The sequence below is a fragment of the Pseudomonas sp. NFPP02 genome, from assembly GCF_900119355.1.
GTDB lineage: Bacteria > Pseudomonadota > Gammaproteobacteria > Pseudomonadales > Pseudomonadaceae > Aquipseudomonas > Aquipseudomonas paracarnis.
On the sequence record NZ_FPJI01000001.1, the window covers coordinates 631,313 to 652,388 of the forward strand.

The following is a 21,076-nucleotide window of genomic DNA, read 5'->3' on the forward strand; positions in this document are numbered from 1 at the left end:
TACCGGCTCCAGTCGGTCAGGAAAAGGGTCGGTGCCGATCGCCTCGCTGGTGCGTAATGCCTGCTTGAATGTGCGGTATCGTTCATTGCGCGGCCGCGGGAACTCCTCCAATGAGACCCAAATAAGCTTCACTGGTTTCAGAACACCGTATGCACTTCATCGCAACCCCATGGAGAGGGATCCTGGGCTTATGAAATCTTTACTCAATGACCATCGACTCCTTGGCACCCTTTTGGCGGTAGCCCTGTGAACCTATGGCGCAAAGCCGAGAAACGCCAACCTACCCAGGCGCAGCTTTTGTTTCATGGGTTGGTTCGTGAATGGCTGTTGATCGGTTTGGTGCTCCTGCCCTTCACCGCGTACTTATCCTTGAGTGCGGGGCTGGCACTCAACAATCCGCTCTATGACAGCCTGCGCCGCCTGACGCCGTTACCGGCAGATCCACGGATCGTTCTGGTGACCATTGATACGCCCAGCCTGGAAGCACTAGGCCCGTGGCCCTGGCCGCGCAGCGTGCATGCCGAGCTGATTGAACGCCTGAACGCCGCACAGCCAGCGGGCATTTTGTTTGACGTGATCTTCAGTGAGCCCGGCGACAATAATGACGACCAACAACTGGCCGATGCCGTCTGCAAAGCCGGCAATGTATTGCTGCCCATCGCCGGGGACAGCAGCGTCAGCCCCAGGGCCCAGGTAACGCCGTTGTCGCCACTGCTCAAGTGCGCCAAGGGCGTCGGGCACATCAACGTCGAAGCGGATAACGACGGAGTGGTGCGCAGCGTGTATCTACGTGAAGGCCCTCCGGGAAGCACACTTCCTCAGTTGGCGTGGCTGGCATTCGCCATGAGCGAGCACGCCGAGACGATGCCGGGCCTGCCGCAAGAGCCTACTGGAGGTCACTGGCACCAGGAACATGAAATCCGTGTGCCGTTCACTTCGGAACCAGACCATTTTCCCAGTGTGTCCTACGTCAGCGTATTGCGCGGCGAGGTACCTCCCGAGTCGCTGCGTGGTCGCCTGGTTCTGATCGGCGCCTCAGCCTATGGCATGGCCGATCGTTTCGTGACGCCCCTCTCTTCCACCGTAGGTACTACAGCGGGCGTTGAGATCCAGGCGCACGTACTGAATGGTTTATTGCAGGGCCGCAGCATCGTCGATTTGCCCGGCTGGCTGGCGGCGTTGCTGGCAACGTCCCTGGTGGCCCTGCTGTTGGGCCTTCTGCTTGTGCGCCCACGCTACGCCCTGTGGATGACCTTGGCAGGCATGGCCGTGGCTTTGCTGGGCTCATGGGCGTTATTGCGCCTGGGCCACTGGTGGAGCCCCGCAGCGTGTCTGATCGGTTTGTTGCTGAGTTACCTGATCTGGAATTGGCGACGTCTGAGCGTGATCCTCGCCTACTTTGGCTGGGAACTGGCACGCCTGGATAACGAGCCCAAGGTGCTTCCGGAACGTCGTCGCGCGCCCGCCAGTAAGGGCGATGTGCTGCAAGGGCGGATCTTTGCCCTTGAACAAGCCGTCAGCCGTACCCGCGATACGCGGCGCTTTATGGCTGATGGCTTGGAGTGCCTGCCGGTAGCGACCCTGATTACCGATCCCCAGGGCAGTATCCTGTTGGCCAACCGCGTGGCCCGTGAAGTATTCGGCAATGACCTGGTCGGCGAAAACCTCGTCGAACAGCTCGCCGATCTGGGTTATCCCCCGCTGCATAATGGTGTACGCCCTGCCCTCTCGGCGCTGGAGCTGGTCGAGTTTCGCGATATCCACCAACGCAGTTTGCGCATGGAACTGGCCCCTTTGCTGCCTGCCGAAGGGGATTTCGCCCTCGGCTGGTTGTTGAGCCTGACGGACCTGAGCAAGGAGCGTGAAGCCCAGCAGCATCGCGAGACCATGCTGCGTTTCCTTTCCCACGACCTGCGTGCGCCGCATTCAGCGATCCTCGCCCTGCTGGACGTGCACAACGGGGAGTCCCCGGTGTTTACTCAGATCGAACAGCAGGTACGGCGAGCCTTGAGTCTGACCGAATCCTTTGTGCAATTGGCCAAGGCTGAAGCGGACGGTTACCAGTTCCAGCCCACCCTGTTTGCCATGCTGGTGATGGACGCCTTTGATCAAGTGGCGGTGATTGCTCAGTTGAAGGGCATCCATTTGCTCCATGACCTGGATGAGGCGGATGAAGCCATGGTCTATGCCGACCAATCGCTGCTCACCCGGGCATTGTTCAATGTGCTGGAGAATGCGATCAAATACTCCCCATCTGGCACCACCGTCAGGTTAAGGCATGGCAGTGCGCAAGGCTGGTTGGAATGCGGGATAAGTGATCAGGGGCCGGGGATTGCGCCGAAGGATCTACCGGAGTTGTTCAACCAATACCGACGTTTCGATTCGGCCCAGGGCAGTGAAGGTCTTGGGTTGGGCCTGACTATGGTCAAGGCGGTAGTAGAACGGCATGGAGGGCGGATCGTGTGCGAAAGTGAGCTAGGCAAGGGCTCGACGTTTATCCTGCTGCTGCCGCTATTGGAGGACTGAAAAAGCGGCTTTTTTGCTGTGCATAAAAAACCGGTCACAAGGACCGGTTTTTTATGAAGAAAAAACTTATGCACGTTTTTCTGAATTTTATGAGCTTCAGAAATATGTAAGAAAATCAGCTTGTTATGAAGCAAAAAAGCCAATTCGCCAACAAAGCGTACACAGGTTATCCACAGATGCTCAAACGGCCGGCGTCTCCACCACCACCGGTTCCGGAGGCAGGGAGCCAATGGCCCGTTGCTGCGCCTCATTCCACGCCGCAGCGCGGTCGTTCAGGGCGGCGATGGCACGTGGTCCTTCGCCTTCTGCATACATCGGTTCGCCGATCACTACGGTGATAGTGCCTGGGCGTTTAGCCCAGCCAGTCTTGGGCCAGAACTTGCCAGCGTTATGCGCAATCGGCAGCACAGGCAGGTTGGCGTTGACCGCCAGGGCGGTACCACCGCGTGAGAACTTGCCCACTGTACCGTAGGGGACCCGCGTGCCCTCAGGGAAGATCAGCACCCAGACGCCGTCCTTGAGCAACTCATCGCCCTTCTTGGCGACATGCTTGAGCGCAGCCTTGGGGTTGTCCCGGTCGATGGCGATCGGACGCAACATGGCCATGGCCCAGCCGAAGAATGGCACATACAGCAACTCGCGCTTGAGCACCTGGCTCAACGGCGAGAAATACGCAGAGAGGAAGAACGTCTCCCAAGTGCTCTGGTGGTTCGAGAGAATCACGCACGGCTGATCAGGAACGTTTTCAGCGCCCTTGACCTCGAAACGAATATTCAGGAACACCTTGCTCAGCCACAAAGCGCAGCGGCACCAGTAGACATTGATAAAGCGATAGCGCGCCTTGAAGGGCAGGAAGGGTGCAATAAAAAAGCTCAGGGTGCACCAGAGAAACGAACTGGTGCCCAGCAGCAGGTAAAAGAAAAAGGTTCTGATGGCCTGCAAGATCGACATGGCGGCATTTACCGTTGCGGGACACGGCCCGCCTGTTAAAAGCGCACTCCCGAACAGTCCTTGGTCAGGAAGTCGAGGGCGGCTAGTTGTTGATAAGTTCTGCGGCAACGGCCGCCAGATCGTCAAAAATCAAGGTGCCTACCGGCAGGTTTTTAGCCTGGGTCTTTTCGCCTTTTCCGGTTTTAACCAAAACTGGCTGAGAGTCGACGGCTTTGGCCGCCTCCAGGTCACCGAGGCTGTCCCCGACGAACCATATCCCAGCCAAGGGCACCTTGTAATGTTCTGCAATAATTTTCAACATGCCAGGCTTGGGCTTGCGGCAATCGCAGCCTTCGTCCGGCCCGTGGGGGCAGTAGACCACCAGCCCTACCTCACCGCCCTGTTCGGCCACTAGCGTGCGCAACCGCGCGTGCATGGCGTCCAGGGTGGCGATGTCGTAGTAACCGCGGGCGATGCCGGACTGGTTGGTGGCGATGGCCACTGTCCAGCCGGCTTTGCTCAACTGCGCGATGGCCTCGATCGAACCGGGCAGCGGGATCCACTCCTCCACCGACTTGATGTAAGCGTCGGAGTCGTAGTTGATCACCCCGTCCCGATCGAGAATCAGCAGTTTCAACATGGTCAGCCCAGTACGGAGATGTCGGCGATATTGATGAACAAACCACGCAGGCGCGCGAGCATCGCGTAGCGGTTTTTGCGCACGCCGGCATCGTCGGCATTGATCATCACCGCTTCGAAGAACGCGTCTACCGGTTCACGCAGAGACGCCAGGCGCGCCAACGCTTGCGCGTAGTCACGCTCGGCGATCAGCGGCTTCACGGCGTTCTCTGCCTTGGCGATGGCCGAGTTCAGCGAGAACTCCTTGGCGTCGGCAAACAGGCCAGGGTCGACTTCGGCATTGCCGAGGTTATCGGCCTTGCTCAGCAGGTTCGACACGCGCTTGTTCACGGCGGCCAGGGCATCGGCTTCCGGCAGCTTGCGGAACGCTTGCACGGCTTGTACACGCTGGTCGAAGTCCAGTGCCGAACCCGGTTGCAGGGCACGTACCGACAGGTAGACGGAAACGTCCACGCCTTCGTCTTCGTAACGCGCACGCAGGCGGTCGAACACGAACTCCAGCACTTGCTCGGCCAGGCCGGCTTGCTTGACCTTGGTGCCGAACTGGCCGACGGCGAATACCACGGCCTGGGTCAGGTCGAGGTCCAGCTTCTTGTCGATCAGGATACGCAGCACGCCCAATGCCGCACGGCGCAGGGCATACGGGTCTTTGCTGCCGGTGGGCAGCATGCCGATACCGAAGATACCCACCAGCGTATCGAGCTTGTCGGCAATCGCCACAGCCGCACCCGTCAGGGTGGTCGGCAGTTCTGCACCGGCACCGCGTGGCATGTACTGCTCGTTCAGGGCCAGGGCGACATCATCCGGCTCGCCGTCATTGAGGGCGTAGTAGTAACCGGCAACACCTTGCATCTCAGGGAACTCGCCGACCATTTCGGTGGCCAGATCGCACTTGGACAGCAAGCCGGCACGCGCAGCCCATGCGGCATCACCGCCAATACGTGGGGCAATGTAGGCCGCCAGCTTGGACACACGCACGGCCTTGTCGTAGACGCTGCCGAGTTTTTCCTGGAACACCACGTTTTGCAGGCGCAGGTTGAAGTCTTCCAGCTTCTGCTTCTTGTCTTGCTTGAAGAAGAACTCGGCGTCGGTCAGGCGCGGGCGCACGACTTTTTCGTTACCGGCGATGATCTGCTGCGGGTCTTTGCTTTCGATGTTGGCGACGGTGATAAAACGCGGCAACAACTTACCGTCCACATCCAGCAGGCAGAAGTATTTCTGGTTGTCCTGCATGGTGGTGATCAAGGCTTCTTGCGGCACATCGAGGAAACGCTCTTCGAACGAGCACACCAGCGGCACCGGCCATTCCACCAGGGCGGTCACTTCGTCCAGCAGGCTTGGCGGCACGATGGCGGTGCCTTCCTGCAGGCGGGCCAATTCTTCGGTGCGCTTGCTGATCAGCTCGCGACGCTCATTGGCGTCGGCCAGCACATAAGCAGCGCGCAGGTCGTTGAGGTAGTTGGCCGGCGAAGTGATACGCACGCTTTCTGGATGATGGAAGCGGTGACCACGGGACTCACGACCGGCCTTCTGGGCGAGGATGGTGCAATCGATGACCTGGTCACCGAGCAGCATCACCAGCCATTGGGTCGGACGCACGAACTCTTCCTTGCGCGCACCCCAGCGCATGCGCTTGGGGATAGGCAGGTCGTTCAGGGAGTCTTCAACGATGGTCGGCAACAGGCTGGCGGTCGGCTTGCCGGTGATGACCTGGCTGAAACGCAGTTTCGGGCCACTTTGGTCGATCTCGCTCAGCTCTACGCCACACTTCTTGGCAAAGCCAAGGGCGGCCTGGGTCGGGTTGCCGTCGGCATCGAAAGCTGCCTGACGCGGTGGGCCGTCCAGGTTGATGTTGCGGTCCGGCTGCTGGGTTTCCAGCGCGGTCAGCAGCACAGCCAGACGGCGCGGCGCGGCGTAGACTTTTTTGGCTTCAAACTTCAGGCCGGCAGTCTGCAGGCCTTTTTCGATACCGGCCAGGAACGCATCGGCCAGGGTATTGAGTGCCTTGGGTGGCAGCTCTTCGGTGCCCAGTTCAACCAGGAAATCTTGAGCACTCATTGTGCAGCCTCCAGCTTAGCCAACACTTCATCACGCAAATCCGGGGTTGCCATCGGGAAGCCCAGCTTGGCGCGAGCCAGCAGGTAGGCTTGGGCGACGGAACGCGCCAGGGTGCGCACACGCAGGATGTATTGCTGGCGCGCAGTAACCGAAATAGCACGGCGGGCATCCAGCAGGTTGAAGGTATGGGACGCCTTCAACACCATTTCATAGCTTGGCAACGGCAGCGGCTGGTCGAGTTCGATCAGGCGCTTGGCTTCGCTTTCATAGAAGTCGAACAGTTCGAACAGCTTGTCGACGTTGGCGTGTTCGAAGTTGTAGGTGGACTGCTCCACCTCGTTCTGATGGAACACATCGCCGTAGGTCACCTTGCCGAACGGGCCGTCAGCCCATACCAGGTCGTAGACCGAGTCCACGCCTTGCAGGTACATGGCCAGGCGCTCAAGGCCATAGGTGATCTCGCCAGTGACCGGGTAGCACTCGATGCCGCCGGCTTGCTGGAAATAGGTGAACTGCGTCACTTCCATGCCATTGAGCCAGACTTCCCAGCCCAGGCCCCAGGCGCCCAGGGTTGGCGATTCCCAGTTGTCTTCGACGAAACGAATGTCGTGCACCAGTGGGTCCAGGCCCACATGCTTGAGCGAGCCCAGGTACAGCTCCTGGAAGTTGTCCGGGTTGGGCTTCAATACCACCTGGAACTGGTAGTAGTGCTGCAGACGGTTCGGGTTTTCGCCGTAGCGGCCGTCAGTCGGGCGGCGACTGGGCTGCACATAAGCGGCGTTCCAGGTTTCCGGGCCGATGGCCCGCAGGAATGTAGCGGTGTGGAAAGTGCCGGCGCCTACTTCCATATCGTAGGGCTGAAGTACCACACAACCTTGCTCGGCCCAGTATTGCTGGAGGGCGAGGATCAAGTCTTGGAAGGTACGCACGGCTGGCGTAGGCTGGCTCACGAAATTCACCTGTTACTTGGGCTGCGATTTAAAGAGCGGGAGTATACCCGATTCGGCCCCGCCACCACTCCCTGGAGCCTTATGCCACGCTGCTTTTGGTGTTCTGAAGATCCGCTGTACATGGCTTATCACGATCAAGAGTGGGGAACGCCGCTGCGCGATGCGCAGGGTTTGTTCGAGTTGCTTTTGCTCGAAGGGTTCCAGGCAGGCCTGTCCTGGATCACCGTTTTACGCAAACGCGAGCATTATCGAAAGGTGTTGTTCGGCTTTGACGCGCAGCGTCTGGCGCAATTGAGCGATGAAGAAATCGAGGTGCTGATGCAGGACCCGGGCATCGTGCGCAATCGCTTGAAGCTCAACGCTACCCGGCGCAACGCCGCGGCCTGGCTGGCGCTGGAAGACCCGGTGGGGTTGCTGTGGTCGTTTGTCGGCGGCAAACCCAAGGTCAATCACTTCAAGGATCGCAGCGACGTCCCGGCGATCACGCCCGAAGCCGAAGCCATGAGCAAAGCCTTGAAAAAGGCCGGCTTCACTTTCGTCGGGCCGACCATCTGCTACGCCTTCATGCAGGCCTCGGGCATGGTCATGGACCACACCCAGGACTGCGACCGTTACGCGGACTTGGTCAACGCCGGTTAGAATGCCGGCTTTGCGCACCACACACGATCAGGAGTGACCTGTGGAAAAGTTTAAAGGCGCCTTGCTGGTAGGCGCTCTTCGGTTGTTTGCCCTGCTGCCCTGGCGCGCTGTACAAGCCGTCGGCACAGGGATCGGCTGGATCATGTGGAAAACCCCCAACCGTTCCCGCGATACGGTGCGGATCAACCTCTCCAAATGCTTCCCGGACATGGACCCGGCAGAGCGCGAGCGCCTGGTGGGCCGCAGCCTGATGGACATCGGCAAGTCCCTCACCGAAAGCGCCTGCGCGTGGATCTGGCCGGCGCAGCGCTCCATCGACCTGGTCCGCGAAGTCGAGGGCCTGGAAGTGCTGCACGAGGCCCTGGCTTCTGGCAAAGGCGTGGTGGGCATCACCAGCCACCTGGGCAACTGGGAAGTGTTGAACCACTTCTACTGCAGCCAGTGCAAACCGATCATTTTCTATCGCCCGCCCAAGCTCAAGGCCGTGGACGAGTTGCTGCGCAAGCAGCGCGTGCAGTTGGGCAACCGCGTGGCGGCTTCCACCAAGGAAGGCATTCTCAGTGTGATCAAGGAAGTGCGCAAAGGCGGCCAGGTGGGTATTCCTGCCGACCCGGAGCCGGCTGAGTCCGCCGGGATCTTCGTACCGTTTTTTGCCACCCAGGCGCTCACCAGTAAATTCGTGCCGAACATGCTCGCGGGCCACAAGGCCGTTGGCGTATTCCTGCACGCCCTGCGCCTGCCGGACGGCTCGGGCTACAAGGTGATCCTGGAAGCGGCGCCGGAGGACATGTACAGCACCGATACCGCGACGTCCTGTGCGGCGATGAGCAAGGTAGTTGAGCGCTATGTAGGTGCTTACCCAAGCCAGTACATGTGGAGCATGAAGCGCTTCAAGAAACGCCCGCCGGGTGAGGCGCGGTGGTATTGATTCACTACTGACTTAAATTCGCTGCGAAACCAATGTGGGAGCGGGCAAGCCCTAATGCCTGTAGGAGCGAGCTTGCTCGCGAAAAACTTCAGCGATAACGCGTGTTTCCTGAATAAACGCGGCGCCTATTGGTTTTTCGCGAGCACGCTCGCTCCTACAGGTAGTAGGCAAGCCCCCTTCCAATCAAGCCTGGCGGTCGAGTTTCTTCAGGAACACTGCCATCTCTTTTTCGGCCTGCTTGTCGCCGTGGGCCTGGGCCGCTTCAATGCCTTTTTCCCACGCCTGTCGTGCTGAGGCACTGTCACCCTGAGCCTGGTGCGCCTTGCCCAACAACTTCCACGCCGCCGAATACTTCGGATCGAACTCGACGCATCGCTGCAAATGCTCGGCCGCCTTTGCGTTGTCCTTCAGGTCCAGATAACCCTTGCCCAGGCCAAAGCGCAGCAATGAATTATCCACACCCTTGGCGAGCATTTTTTCCAGGGATTCGAGCATGGCTGTGCATCCTTTAGCTACATAGCGGTTTCGATATCGTCATCGCGGGCAAGCCCGCTCCCACACTTGGAGCGCGATCACATGTGGGAGCGGGCTTGCCCGCGATGGCGGCGGCAGGCTCACACAATTTTTTAATCAGAAAAAACTCAGCCCCACGTGGAACAGCTTCTCAACATCGCGAATATATTTTTTATCCACAAGGAACAAAATCACGTGGTCTCCGGTGGCGATCACCGTATCGTCATGGGCAATGATCACTTCTTCATCGCGAATGATCGCGCCAATGGTGGTACCGGGCGGCAGGCCGATATCGCGGATCGCCTTGCCAATCACTTTGCTGGACTTGGAGTCACCGTGGGCAATCGCCTCGATGGCTTCCGCTGCGCCACGGCGCAACGAGTGCACGCTGACAATGTCGCCACGGCGCACGTGGGCGAGCAAGGTACCGATGGTCGCCAACTGCGGGCTGATGGCAATGTCGATATCGCCGCCCTGGATCAGGTCCACATAGGCCGGGTTGTTGATGATGGTCATCACCTTCTTCGCCCCCAGCCGCTTGGCCAGCAAGGACGACATGATATTGGCTTCGTCATCGTTGGTCAGGGCCAGGAAGATATCCGCGTCGGCGATGTTCTCTTCCATCAGGAGATCACGGTCCGAGGCGCTGCCTTGCAGTACGACAGTGCTGTCGAGGGTGTCGGACAAATGCCGACACCGCGTCGGGCTCATCTCGATGATCTTCACCTGATAGCGGCTTTCGATGGCTTCGGCCAAACGCTCGCCAATCTGCCCACCGCCGGCGATGACGATGCGTTTGTAGCTCTCGTCGAGCCTGCGCATTTCGCTCATGACCGCACGAATGTTCGCCTTGGCGGCGATGAAAAACACTTCGTCGTCAGCCTCGATCACCGTGTCGCCCTGGGGCAGGATCGGCCGGTCACGGCGGAAAATCGCGGCGACGCGGGTTTCCACGTTTGGCATGTGCTCACGCAGCTGGCGCAGTTGCTGGCCCACCAACGGCCCGCCGTAATAGGCCTTCACTGCCACCAGTTGCGCTTTGCTTTCGGCGAAGTCGATGACTTGCAACGCACCTGGAATTTCGATCAGGCGCTTGATGTAGTGGGTCACCACCTGTTCCGGGCTGATCAGTACGTCCACCGGAATGGCGTCGTTGTCGAACAACCCGGCGCGGGTCAGGTAAGCCGCTTCCCGCACCCGAGCGATCTTGGTCGGGGTATGGAACAGGGTGTGGGCGACCTGGCAGGCGACCATGTTGGTCTCGTCGCTGTTGGTCACAGCCACCAGCATGTCGGCATCGTCGGCACCGGCCTGACGCAGCACCGTCGGAAACGACGCGCGACCTTGCACCGTACGAATGTCCAGGCGGTCGCCCAGGTTGCGCAGGCGCTCGGCATCGGTGTCGACCACGGTGATGTCGTTGGCTTCACCGGCCAAATGTTCGGCCAGCGTGCCACCAACCTGCCCTGCTCCAAGGATGATGATTTTCATCCGGTCACTCCCTTAAAACCATTCAGCCGCGCGCGGCAGCGATCTTGATCAGTTTGGCGTAGTAGAAGCCATCGTGCCCGCCTTCCTGCGCGAGCAGTTGGCGACCGTGGGGCTGCTTGATACCGGCGCTAGTGGCGAGGTCCAGTTCGCGCGCGCCGCTGGTGCGGGCGAGGAAAGCTTGGATGACCTCGGTATTTTCGGTGGGCAGCGTGGAGCAGGTGGCGTAAAGCAGGATGCCGCCGACTTCCAGGGTTGGCCACAGCGCGTCGAGCAGTTCGCCTTGCAACACCGCCAGGGCGGCGATGTCGTCGGGCTGGCGGGTCAGCTTGATGTCCGGATGACGTCGGATCACGCCGGTGGCGGAGCAAGGAGCGTCCAGCAGGATGCGCTGGAATGGCTTGCCGTCCCACCAGGTGGCGGTGTCGCGGCCGTCGGCGGCGATCAGGTCGGCGTTGAGGCCCAGGCGTGCAAGGTTTTCCCGCACGCGCACCAGGCGCTTGGCCTCAAGGTCCACAGCCACCACACCGGCCAGGTCTTTTTCAACCTCAAGGATGTGACACGTCTTACCGCCTGGCGCGCAGCAGGCGTCGAGTACGCGCTGGCCTGGGGCCAAATCGAGCAGATCGGCAGCCAATTGCGCGGCCTCGTCCTGCACGCTGATCCAGCCTTCGGCAAAGCCCGGCAGGCTGCGTACATCGGCGGCGACTTCCAGCACGATACCGTCCGTGCTGTACACGCACGGGGTGGCGTTGATGGCCGCGTCGGCTAGTAATTGCAGGTATGCATCCCGGCTGTGGTGGCGACGGTTGACCCGCAGGATCATCGGCGGGTGCGCGTTGTTGGCCGCGCAGATAGCCTCCCATTGCTCGGGCCAAAAGGCCTTCAGGGATTTTTGCAGCCAGCGCGGGTGGGCGGTGCGCACCACCGGATCATGTTCCAGCTCGGCCAACAGCGTTTCGCTTTCACGCTGGGCGCGGCGCAGCACGGCATTGAGCAGGGCCTTGGCCCAGGGCTTTTTCAGCTTGTCGGCGCAACCGACGGTTTCACCGATAGCGGCGTGGGCCGGCACGCGGGTGTAGAGCAACTGGTAGAGGCCCACCAGCAACAGCGCCTCGACATCCGCGTCCGCCGCTTTGAACGGTTTTTGCAGCAGCTTGGCGGCCAACGCAGACAACCGTGGCTGCCAACGGGCGGTGCCAAAGGCCAGGTCCTGGGTAAACCCGCGGTCGCGGTCTTCAACCTTATCCAACTGCGTCGGCAGAGAACTGTTCAGCGAAGCCTTGCCATTGAGCACAGCGGCGAGAGCCTTGGCGGCGGCCAGACGTGGGTTCATTGATTGACCACTCCAAGCGTGGTGCCCAGGGCGAATTTCTCACGACGACTGTTGAACAGATCGCTGAAGTTCAGCGCCTTGCCGCCGGGCAATTGCAGACGCGTCAGGCACAGCGCCTGTTCACCGCAAGCCACCAACAGGCCGTCTTTGCTGGCGCCGATGATCTCACCGGGAGCGCCTACGCCATCGGCCAGGGTCGCGGCCAACACTTTCAAGGCTTCGCCGTTCAGGGTGCTGTGGCAGATCGGCCATGGGTTGAAGGCACGTACCAGGCGCTCCAGTTCCACGGCTGGGCGGCTCCAGTCGATGCGCGCTTCGTCCTTGTTCAGCTTGTGGGCGTAGGTGGCCAGGCTGTCGTCTTGGATTTCACCTTGCAGGGTGCCGGCAGCCAGGCCAGCGATGGCCTGGATCACGGCGGGCGGCCCCAGCTCAGCCAGGCGGTCGTGCAGGCTGCCGCCGGTGTCTTGGGCGGAGATCGGGGTGGTGACTTTGAGCAGCATCGGCCCGGTATCCAGGCCGGCTTCCATGCGCATCACGGTCACGCCGCTCTCCTGATCGCCCGCTTCAACGGCGCGCTGAATCGGCGCCGCACCGCGCCAGCGTGGCAGCAGTGAAGCATGACTGTTGATGCAACCCAGGCGCGGTATATCCAGCACAGCCTGAGGCAGGATCAAACCGTAAGCCACCACCACCAGCAGGTCCGGCTTCAGCGCGGCCAGTTCGGCCTGGGCGTCGGCGTTACGCAGGGTCGGCGGCTGCAGCACGGGAATGTTGTGCTCCAGTGCTAATTGCTTGACTGGGCTCGGCATCAGTTTTTGCCCCCGACCGGCCGGGCGATCCGGTTGGGTGTACACCGCGACGATGTCATAAGGGCTGGCAAGCAGCGCCTTGAGGTGTTCGGCGGCAAATTCAGGAGTGCCGGCAAAAACAATGCGCAATGGCTCGGTCATGGGAGTTCTCGGTTAAAAACAGTCACAAAAGAAAAAGGCTTGCCGCAGCAAGCCTTTGGAAGAAGGGCATCAGGCTTGCTGGCGATGCTTTTTTTCCAGCTTCTTCTTGATGCGGTCACGCTTGAGCGTGGACAGGTAATCGACAAACAGCTTGCCGTTGAGGTGGTCGCATTCATGCTGGATACACACCGCCAGCAGGCCTTCGGCAACCAGTTCGAAAGGCTTGCCGTCACGGTCCAGCGCCTTGATCTTCACACGCAGCGGGCGTTCCACATTCTCGTAGAACTCCGGCACCGACAGGCAGCCTTCCTGGTATTCGCCCATCTCTTCGGTCAGCGGTTCGAACTCAGGGTTGATGTACACCCGAGGTTCGCTGCGATCTTCCGACAGGTCCATGACCACGACACGCAGATGCACGTTGACCTGGGTAGCGGCGAGGCCGATGCCCGGGGCTTCATACATTGTTTCAAACATGTCATCGACCAACTGACGAACCTTGTCGTCCACTACGGCCACCGGCTTGGCGATCGTGCGCAGGCGCGAGTCGGGAAATTCGAGGATGTTCAAAATAGCCATAAGCGTAATTGCTGCACATGTGAGGAAGAGACAAATCGGCGGTGGGATGGACCCATACGGCCGGTGTGAAACGCTCGGAAGCCGCGAAGGCCATGGCATTTCACGCGAACGCACATAATAAAGGAGATTCACCCCATGAGGAAATCGCTACTCGTCTTGCTGCTGTGGGCCCCGTTCGCCACGGCGTTGATTGCGCAACCCACTGAGCGCCTGGATCAGGCAGCGCAACAGGCCATCCAGCATTTTTTACTGCACAACCGTATTTTTGACTCGCCCGAGGACCTGGATAACGCGCCTTATATTATTGCGGCGCAAGGCGGGCGCGTGCTGGGTGCCAACGACGAGCGTGTGCATGCGCGCGGGCGTCTGGACCCGGCCCAGCCGAGCTACGGGATCTTTCGCCGAGGCAAGGCCTACACCGACCCCGTTACCCAGGAGTTACTCGGCATCAATGCCGACGACATCGGCACTGCGCGCTTTGTGCTTGCCGACAGCCTCACCACCCTCGCAGTGCAACGGGTGACCCAGGAAATCCGCCCAGGCGACCGCTTGTTGCGCGCCGAGCCTCCCGTTGCTTTGGCGAACCTGGAGCCGTGCAAACCTGCACCCTTGATTACAGGGCATATCATCGACATCCCCAAGGGCGTCACGCAGATTGGCGTGCTCGACGCTGTGACCCTGAACAAGGGCCGCCGCGATGGCCTGGTGGAGGGCCAACTGCTGACGGTGATCAAGGCTGGCGCCACCGTGCGAGACGCCCTCACCGGCACGCCCACGCCACTCCCGGATGAGCGAGCCGGCACCCTTCTGGTGTTTCGTACCTATGAAAAGCTCAGCTATGCCCTGGTGCTCAGTGCTTCACGGTCGCTAGCCGTGCAAGACCGTTTCGAGACGGCTGATCAAGCGCAATAAATAGCCTGCTAAATAAGTTACCAACAGAGTTATCCACAGCTTGTTCCGGTCAAGGATGATCATATGAATCCGATAAACAGTAGCGATATTTCCCCGGCAGAGCTGGAAGCCCGGCTACGCTTGCACAGGCTGCCAGAACTGGGGCCCAAGCGTTTTCACGTATTGATCGAAGCCTTTGGTTGCGCTTCCAAGGCCCTGAGTGCTCCCGCCAGCGCCTGGCATTCCCTCGGTTTGCCCGCCGTCAGTGCCGAGGCCCGACGTAGCCCCAAAGTCCGTGACGGTGCCAGTGAAGCGTTGGCCTGGCTGGGGCGCCCGGCCCAGCATTTGCTGATGTGGGACCAACCTGATTACCCGGCGTTGCTCGCGCAGATCGACGGTGCGCCGCCGTTGTTATTCGTGGCGGGCGACCCCGGTATTCTGGAAAAACCACAGTTGGCCATGGTGGGAAGTCGGCGTGCCTCTCGCCCGGGCATGGACACGGCAGCGGCCTTTTCCCGTAGCCTGGCGAGCGCCGGTTTTGTCATCACCAGTGGGCTGGCGGTGGGCATTGACGGCGCGGCGCACCAGGCGGCATTGGACGTAGGCGGCCATACCATCGGCGTGCTCGGCACTGGCCTGGAAAATTTTTATCCACAGCGCCATCGCAGGCTCGCCGCGGCGATGATTGCCCAAGGCAGCGCCGTGGTTTCCGAATTTCCGCTGGATGCAGCGCCCCAGGCCGGCAATTTCCCACGGCGCAACCGGATTATCAGCGGGCTGTCGTTAGGCGTGCTGGTGGTGGAGGCCAGTATGGCCAGCGGCTCGCTGATCACCGCACGCCTGGCGGCGGAGCAAGGGCGCGAGGTGTACGCGATTCCGGGTTCCATCCACCACCCCGCCGCCAAGGGCTGTCATCAGCTGATCCGTGATGGCGCGGTGCTTGTGGAAACCATCGAGCACATTCTTGAAAGCCTGCGCGGTTGGCAGCGGTTGTCCCATGCTGCGCCGGTGCCCGTGATCCATCCGTTGGTGGCGCTGCTGCACGCGGCACCGCATAGCAGCGAAGCCTTGGCGATTGCCAGCGGTCGGCCGTTGTCCCAAGTACTGGCCACCCTGACGGAACTGGAGTTGGAGGGCCAAGTGATTTGCGAAAGCGGGCGCTGGCTGGCGCGGTGCCCGCTTTTGTAGTGGCCCGTTTTTGGCGCTAGGTTTTGTAACGAAGATCGGTAAACTGCCCAGAGCTTTAGTCCGGAGAGTAAACAATGGTCAACAGGTGGCGTGTGCTGGAAGCCGCACGGGAAATTCGCGCAGGCGCAGTGATCGCCTATCCGACCGAAGCGGTTTGGGGCCTGGGCTGCGACCCGTGGAACGAAGAAGCAGTGGATCGACTGTTGGCGATCAAGAACCGCTCGGTCGACAAAGGCCTGATCCTGGTGGCGGATAATATTCGTCAGTTCGACTTTCTGTTTGAAGATTTCCCGCAAACGTGGATCGAACGCATGGCCAGCACTTGGCCAGGGCCGAATACCTGGCTGGTGCCCCATCAAGACTTGCTGCCTGAATGGGTCACGGGTGTGCATGACACCGTAGCGCTGCGGGTCAGTGATCATCCGTTGGTGAGAGATTTGTGCGCCCAGGTCGGCCCGTTGATTTCCACCTCGGCCAACCCTCAGGGCCGCCCGGCGGCCCGCACGCGGCTTCGCGTAGAGCAGTATTTTCGCGGGCAAGTGGACTTGGTGTTGGGCGGCGCCCTGGGTGGGCGCAAGAACCCGAGCCTGATTCGGGACCTGGTGACGGGTGATGTGGTGCGCCCCTCGTAAGGTGCAGCTCGTTCCCACGCTCTGCGTGGGAACGCCGCATTGGACGCTCTGCGTCCGCTTGTGACGCAGAGCGTCACGGTATGCATTCCCACGCAGAGCGTGGGAACGATCTTAAGGCAGCAGAATGGTTGAGCCAGTCGTGCGCCGCGCCGACAACTCCGTCTGCGCTTTGGCCGCCTCCGCCAGCGGGTAGCGCTGGTTGATATCAATGCGCACCTTGCCGCTCTTGATCATCGAAAACAGATCGTCCGCCATCGCCTGCAAGTTTGCCGCACTGTTGGCGTAGGTCGCCAACGTTGGCCGGGTTACGTACAGCGAACCCTTCGCCGACAGAATCCCCAGGTTCACCCCATCCACCGCACCCGACGCATTGCCGAAGCTCACCACCAAACCCCGTGGCGCCACGCTGTCCAGTGAGGTCAGCCAGGTGTCCTTGCCGACGCCGTCGTACACCACCGGGCACTTCTTGCCGTCAGTCAATTCCAGTACGCGTTGTGCGACATCTTCCTTGCTGTAGTCGATGGTTTCCCAGGCGCCGAGGGATTTGGCCAGGGCGGCCTTTTCCGGCGAGCTGACCGTGCCGATCAACTTCACCCCCAGGGCCTTGGCCCATTGGCAGGCCAGGGAACCCACGCCACCCGCAGCGGCGTGGAACAAAATGGTTTCACCGCCTTTGAGCTCATAGGTCTGGCGCAACAGGTATTGCACGGTCAGGCCTTTGAGCATGGCGCCGGCGGCCTGTTCAAAGCTGATCTCATCCGGCAAGTGCACCAGGTTGGCCGCAGGCAACACATGCAGCTCGCTGTAGGCACCCAGCGGGCCGCTGCCGTAGGCCACGCGGTCGCCAACTTTGAATTGGCTGACTTCACTGCCCACCGCGTCCACCACGCCAGCGCCTTCCGCACCCAGGCCCGATGGCAGCGCTGGCGGCGCGTAGAGGCCACTGCGGAAGTAGGTGTCGATGAAGTTCAGGCCGATGGCCTCGTTGCGCACCCGAACCTGCTGTGGGCCAGGCTCCGCTGGCGTGTAGTCCACATATTCAAGTACTTCGGGGCCGCCATGGGCGCTGAACTGGATACGTTTGGCCATCTGCACTTCTCCTTGGGTTCGAATCTGCGTAGCCCCCTATCGGACTCCTAAGCTTGATCCTCGTCAACTGCTGCGCACCTAAGTGCAGTGGCATGTAGGCGCAGTGGTATCCTGTGCGCCCATTTGCCGCCGACGCCCCATGGGCCTCGCGTAGCTTTGCCCGATTCAAGGTGATGCCATGACTACCCGCACCGAGGCCGTTAAAGCCTACCTGCTTGACCTGCAAGACCGCATTTGCAGCGCCCTGGAAACCTTCGAGACGGACACTCGCTTTATCGAAGACGCCTGGACCCGGCCAGCCGGCGGTGGCGGTCGTACCCGTGTGATGGAAAACGGTTCGGTGATCGAAAAAGGCGGTGTCAACTTTTCCCACGTGTTTGGCAGCGGTCTGCCACCGTCTGCCAGTGCCCATCGCCCTGAACTGGCGGGCCGTGGGTTTGAGGCCCTGGGTGTGTCGCTGGTGATCCATCCGCATAACCCGCATGTACCGACTTCCCACGCCAATGTGCGGTTTTTCATCGCTGAAAAAGAAGGCGAAGAACCGGTGTGGTGGTTCGGTGGTGGCTTCGATCTCACCCCGTATTACGGCAATGAAGAAGACTGCATTCATTGGCACCGCGTGGCCGAGAAGGCCTGTGCACCGTTTGGCCCGGACGTGTACTCACGCTACAAGGCCTGGTGTGACACCTACTTCCACATCAAGCACCGCAACGAGCCCCGTGGCATCGGTGGCCTGTTCTTCGATGACTTGAACGAGTGGGGCTTTGACACCTGCTTCGCCTTCATCCGCGCCATCGGCGATGCCTACATCGATGCCTACCTGCCGATTGTGCAGCGTCGCAAGGCCATGGCGTACACCGAGCAACAACGCCAGTTCCAGGAGTTCCGCCGGGGCCGCTACGTTGAGTTCAACCTGGTCTATGACCGTGGCACCCTGTTCGGCCTGCAATCGGGCGGGCGTACGGAGTCGATCCTGATGTCGCTGCCACCTCAGGTACGCTGGAGCTACGACTGGAAGGCCGAAGCCGGCAGCGAAGAGGCGCGCCTCACCGACTACTTCCTGCAAGACCGTGACTGGCTCGGCGTTGCCGCGCCCAAGGCGGCGGTGTGATGGACCGTTATGTTGTGTTCGGCAATCCCATCGGCCATAGCAAATCGCCGCTGATTCATCGTCTGTTCGCTGCCCAGACCGGCGAACAACTGCACTACAGCACGATGCTCGCGCCGTTGGAGGACTTCACCGCCTGTGCCCGTGAGTTCTTCCAACACGGCCGTGGCGCCAACGTGACCGTGCCGTTCAAGGAAGAGGCCTATCGCTTGGCCAATACCCTGACCGAACGGGCGCAGCGCGCCGGCGCCGTAAACACTTTGAGCAAATTGGCTGACGGCACGTTGTTGGGCGACAACACCGACGGCGCGGGCCTGGTGCGCGACTTGACGGTCAATGCCGGGCTGAGCCTGCAAGGCAAACGCATCCTGTTGTTGGGCGCCGGTGGCGCGGTACGCGGTGCGCTGGAGCCGTTGCTGGCGCAGCAACCCTCGTCGTTGATCATCGCCAACCGCACCGTGGAAAAGGCCGAGCGACTGGCTGAGCTGTTCGATGACCTGGGCCCGGTGTCTGCCAGTGGTTTCGACTGGTTGCGGGAGCCGGTGGATGTGATCATCAATGCCACGTCGGCCAGCCTGTCAGGCGATGTACCGCCGATTGCCGGCAGCCTGATCGAGCCGGGCAAGACCTTCTGCTACGACATGATGTACGCCAAGGAACCCACCGCATTCTGCCGCTGGGCGAGCGAGCAAGGCGCGGCGGTGGCGATGGATGGCTTGGGCATGCTGGTGGAACAAGCGGCGGAAGCCTTCTTGCTGTGGCGCGGTGTGCGTCCGGATTCAGCGCCCGTACTGGCCGAACTGCGCCGGCAATTGGCCTGATCCCACACGCTGATGTGGGCACACTTAATGTGGGAGCTGGCTTGCCTGCGATAGTAATAGGTCAGTTACCCATGTGCTGGCTGATCCACCGCTATCGCAGGCAAGCCAGCTCCCACAGTTGATCGGGTTTAAGCTTCGAAATGGAGGGGGCAGTTATCCGGCCCCTCCAGCTTCATCAATTCCTCGACCACCTGCGGCCTGGCCCCACGCAACGTCAAGCTACGGCCCAACCCCGCCAACCGCCGCGCCTCCTGGTGCAGCATCTCCACCCCGGAATAGTCGATAAAGTTGATCTGCTGCGCCTCGATCACCACCCGCTCACCCTGCAGACGTTGCAGGCGCACTTGCAGGTAATGGCTGGCGCCAAAGAAGATCGAGCCGCCCACCCGCAACACATCCGCTTCACCGTCGCGCCAGTGTTGCACCCGTGGCTGCGAGGTGCGCTTGAGGTAGAAAAACAGCGACGCCAGTACCCCGGCATAGATCGCCGTTTGCAGCTCCAACAACAAGGTGGCGACACAGGTCAGGCTCATCACCACAAATTCGGCGCGGCTGACCCGGAACAGCGCACGAATGCCGCGGTGGTCCACCAGGCCCCAGCAGATCAGCAGGATACTCGCCGCCATGCTCGGGATCGGAATATGCGCAATCAACGCTGCGCCAAATAACGCGAATAACGCCACCCACAGGGCCGAAAACACCCCCGCCAATGGCGAACAGGCACCCGCCTCATAACTGAGGCCCGAGCGGGTGAACGATCCGGCTGACAGGTAGCCGGAAAAAAATCCGCCCACGATGTTGGATAAACCCTGGGCGCGTACTTCCTGGTTGGCGTCGAGCAGTTGTTGCGAGCGGGCGGACAGCGAACGGGCAATCGACAGGCTGGTCACCAACCCCAACATCCCCACCGCCACGGCACTGGGCAGCAGGCGCAGCACCAGATCCAGATCCATCGGCAACGGGCTGAACGGCGGCAGTTTGCCAATAAACGAACTGACCCGTGCCACATGCCCGAACATCGCCGGCCACAGCCATGCCGCCACGCTGCCCAACACCAAGGCGATCAACAGTGTCGGCCAGCGTGGCACCAGGTACTTGAGCAGCATACCTGTCAGCAACGTACCCAGCCCCAGGGCCAGGGACGCGTGGTCCCACTCGCCACGATGGTCGATCAGCGCCAGCAGGCCATTGATAGCCGTGGCCTGGCTCGGTAAATCCAAGCCGAGCAGGTTGGGCAGTTGCCCCAAGGCGATCACTACGGCGGCGCCCAGGGTGAAACCCAGCACCACCGAATGGGAGACGAAGTTCACCAACGCGCCGAAGCGCAGCAGGCCGAGCAACCACTGGAACACCCCGGCGAGGAAGGTCAGCAACAGGATGAGGGTAATGTAGTCCTGGGAGCCTGGCACGGCCAATGGGCTGATGCTGGCGTAAAGCACAATGGAGATGGCGGCCGTGGGCCCGCAGATCAGGTGCCAGGACGAGCCCCACAGGCAGGCGATCAATACCGGGATGATGGCGGCGTAGAGCCCGTATTCGGGAGGGAGACCGGCGATCAGTGCGTAGGCAATCGACTGCGGCAGCGCAAGCACAGCGCCGCTGAGGCCGACGATGGCATCCCGGCCGACGCTGGCGCGGGTTTGGCGCGGCAGCCAGCGCAGGAAGGGCAAAAGTGTATGGCGGTTGGGCCGGGGCATCGCAGGCTCGGGTAAAGGGTTTTGGCAAGAGTATCAATGCATGGGTACTTGTGGGAGCTGGCTTGCCTGCGATGCTGGCGCCTCGGTGTGACAGGCATACCGGGGTGATGCTATCGC

General features: G+C 61.0%; 19 protein-coding genes. 8 read left to right on the forward strand and 11 right to left on the reverse strand.

From position 1 onward, the window contains the following. Positions 1-246: 246 nt before the first annotated feature. Positions 247-2,526 (forward strand): CHASE2 domain-containing protein, encoded by a 2,280-nt coding sequence (locus BT204_RS02900; RefSeq protein WP_072445684.1) that lies wholly within the window; start codon positions 247-249, stop codon positions 2,524-2,526. Positions 2,527-2,706: 180 nt separating this feature from the next. On the opposite strand, the gene BT204_RS02905 is transcribed toward BT204_RS02900, so the two are convergent. From BT204_RS02905 to glyQ, 4 genes are all read right to left on the reverse strand, one after another. Then, the gene (locus tag BT204_RS02905; protein ID WP_072445685.1) at positions 2,707-3,477 is read right to left on the reverse strand and encodes a lysophospholipid acyltransferase family protein; all 771 of its coding nucleotides are present in this window, start codon (positions 3,475-3,477) and stop codon (positions 2,707-2,709) included. An 82-nt stretch (positions 3,478-3,559) separates the two neighbouring features. After that, complete coding sequence (gene gmhB, locus BT204_RS02910; RefSeq protein WP_161793233.1) at positions 3,560-4,096, reverse strand: D-glycero-beta-D-manno-heptose 1,7-bisphosphate 7-phosphatase; 537 nt, start codon at positions 4,094-4,096, stop codon at positions 3,560-3,562. A gap of 2 nt (positions 4,097-4,098) precedes the next feature. After that, positions 4,099-6,153: a glycine--tRNA ligase subunit beta gene (glyS, locus tag BT204_RS02915; RefSeq protein ID WP_034129190.1), complete on the reverse strand. Its 2,055-nt coding sequence runs from the start codon at positions 6,151-6,153 to the stop codon at positions 4,099-4,101. Beyond that, positions 6,150-7,103 (reverse strand): glycine--tRNA ligase subunit alpha, encoded by a 954-nt coding sequence (gene glyQ / locus BT204_RS02920; RefSeq protein WP_003187265.1) that lies wholly within the window; start codon positions 7,101-7,103, stop codon positions 6,150-6,152. Before glyQ ends, glyS begins: the two co-directional genes overlap by 4 nt. 81 nt (positions 7,104-7,184) lie before the next feature. Here glyQ and tag point away from each other — a divergent pair, with 81 nt between their 5' ends. Beyond that, on the forward strand, positions 7,185-7,742 hold the full coding sequence (tag, locus tag BT204_RS02925) for a DNA-3-methyladenine glycosylase I (protein ID WP_003187266.1): 558 nt from the start codon (positions 7,185-7,187) through the stop codon (positions 7,740-7,742). A gap of 40 nt (positions 7,743-7,782) precedes the next feature. Then, positions 7,783-8,670, forward strand: coding sequence for a lysophospholipid acyltransferase (locus tag BT204_RS02930; protein ID WP_014716285.1), 888 nt, complete (start codon positions 7,783-7,785; stop codon positions 8,668-8,670). A 183-nt stretch (positions 8,671-8,853) separates the two neighbouring features. Here the strand turns inward: BT204_RS02930 and BT204_RS02935 are convergent, their stop codons facing one another. From BT204_RS02935 to def, 5 genes are all read right to left on the reverse strand, one after another. Next, positions 8,854-9,165, reverse strand: coding sequence for a tetratricopeptide repeat protein (locus BT204_RS02935; RefSeq protein ID WP_034129192.1), 312 nt, complete (start codon positions 9,163-9,165; stop codon positions 8,854-8,856). A gap of 135 nt (positions 9,166-9,300) precedes the next feature. Continuing rightward, entirely contained in the window at positions 9,301-10,674 is a 1,374-nt protein-coding gene (gene trkA, locus BT204_RS02940; protein WP_072445686.1) for a Trk system potassium transporter TrkA, read from the reverse strand. A 22-nt stretch (positions 10,675-10,696) separates the two neighbouring features. Next, positions 10,697-12,007 carry a 16S rRNA (cytosine(967)-C(5))-methyltransferase RsmB gene (gene rsmB, locus BT204_RS02945; protein WP_072445687.1) on the reverse strand — a complete coding sequence of 437 codons (1,311 nt, stop codon included), beginning with the start codon at positions 12,005-12,007 and terminating at the stop codon, positions 10,697-10,699. Continuing rightward, entirely contained in the window at positions 12,004-12,957 is a 954-nt protein-coding gene (gene fmt / locus BT204_RS02950) for a methionyl-tRNA formyltransferase (RefSeq protein WP_072445688.1), read from the reverse strand. The genes rsmB and fmt overlap by 4 nt, the downstream gene beginning before the upstream one ends. A gap of 69 nt (positions 12,958-13,026) precedes the next feature. After that, positions 13,027-13,533 (reverse strand): peptide deformylase, encoded by a 507-nt coding sequence (gene def, locus BT204_RS02955; RefSeq protein WP_020301426.1) that lies wholly within the window; start codon positions 13,531-13,533, stop codon positions 13,027-13,029. A 135-nt stretch (positions 13,534-13,668) separates the two neighbouring features. Here def and BT204_RS02960 point away from each other — a divergent pair, with 135 nt between their 5' ends. From BT204_RS02960 to BT204_RS02970, 3 genes are all read left to right on the forward strand, one after another. Beyond that, positions 13,669-14,445, forward strand: a complete 777-nt coding sequence (locus BT204_RS02960; RefSeq protein WP_034129195.1) for a hypothetical protein — start codon at positions 13,669-13,671, stop codon at positions 14,443-14,445. A gap of 63 nt (positions 14,446-14,508) precedes the next feature. After that, positions 14,509-15,612, forward strand: a complete 1,104-nt coding sequence (gene dprA / locus BT204_RS02965) for a DNA-processing protein DprA (protein ID WP_072445689.1) — start codon at positions 14,509-14,511, stop codon at positions 15,610-15,612. 74 nt (positions 15,613-15,686) lie between these two features. After that, positions 15,687-16,244: an L-threonylcarbamoyladenylate synthase type 1 TsaC gene (locus BT204_RS02970; RefSeq protein WP_034129197.1), complete on the forward strand. Its 558-nt coding sequence runs from the start codon at positions 15,687-15,689 to the stop codon at positions 16,242-16,244. Positions 16,245-16,355: 111 nt separating this feature from the next. Here the strand turns inward: BT204_RS02970 and BT204_RS02975 are convergent, their stop codons facing one another. Next, positions 16,356-17,333: a quinone oxidoreductase family protein gene (locus BT204_RS02975; protein WP_034129198.1), complete on the reverse strand. Its 978-nt coding sequence runs from the start codon at positions 17,331-17,333 to the stop codon at positions 16,356-16,358. Between the two features lie 178 nt (positions 17,334-17,511). Between BT204_RS02975 and hemF the strand changes: the two genes are divergently transcribed. Further along, positions 17,512-18,444, forward strand: a complete 933-nt coding sequence (gene hemF / locus BT204_RS02980; RefSeq protein WP_054898863.1) for an oxygen-dependent coproporphyrinogen oxidase — start codon at positions 17,512-17,514, stop codon at positions 18,442-18,444. Continuing rightward, on the forward strand, positions 18,444-19,262 hold the full coding sequence (gene aroE, locus BT204_RS02985; RefSeq protein ID WP_057975195.1) for a shikimate dehydrogenase: 819 nt from the start codon (positions 18,444-18,446) through the stop codon (positions 19,260-19,262). The genes hemF and aroE overlap by 1 nt, the downstream gene beginning before the upstream one ends. Before the next feature lie 128 nt (positions 19,263-19,390). Here the strand turns inward: aroE and BT204_RS02990 are convergent, their stop codons facing one another. Further along, positions 19,391-20,959: a SulP family inorganic anion transporter gene (locus BT204_RS02990; protein ID WP_072445690.1), complete on the reverse strand. Its 1,569-nt coding sequence runs from the start codon at positions 20,957-20,959 to the stop codon at positions 19,391-19,393. Between the last annotated feature and the right edge of the window lie 117 nt (positions 20,960-21,076).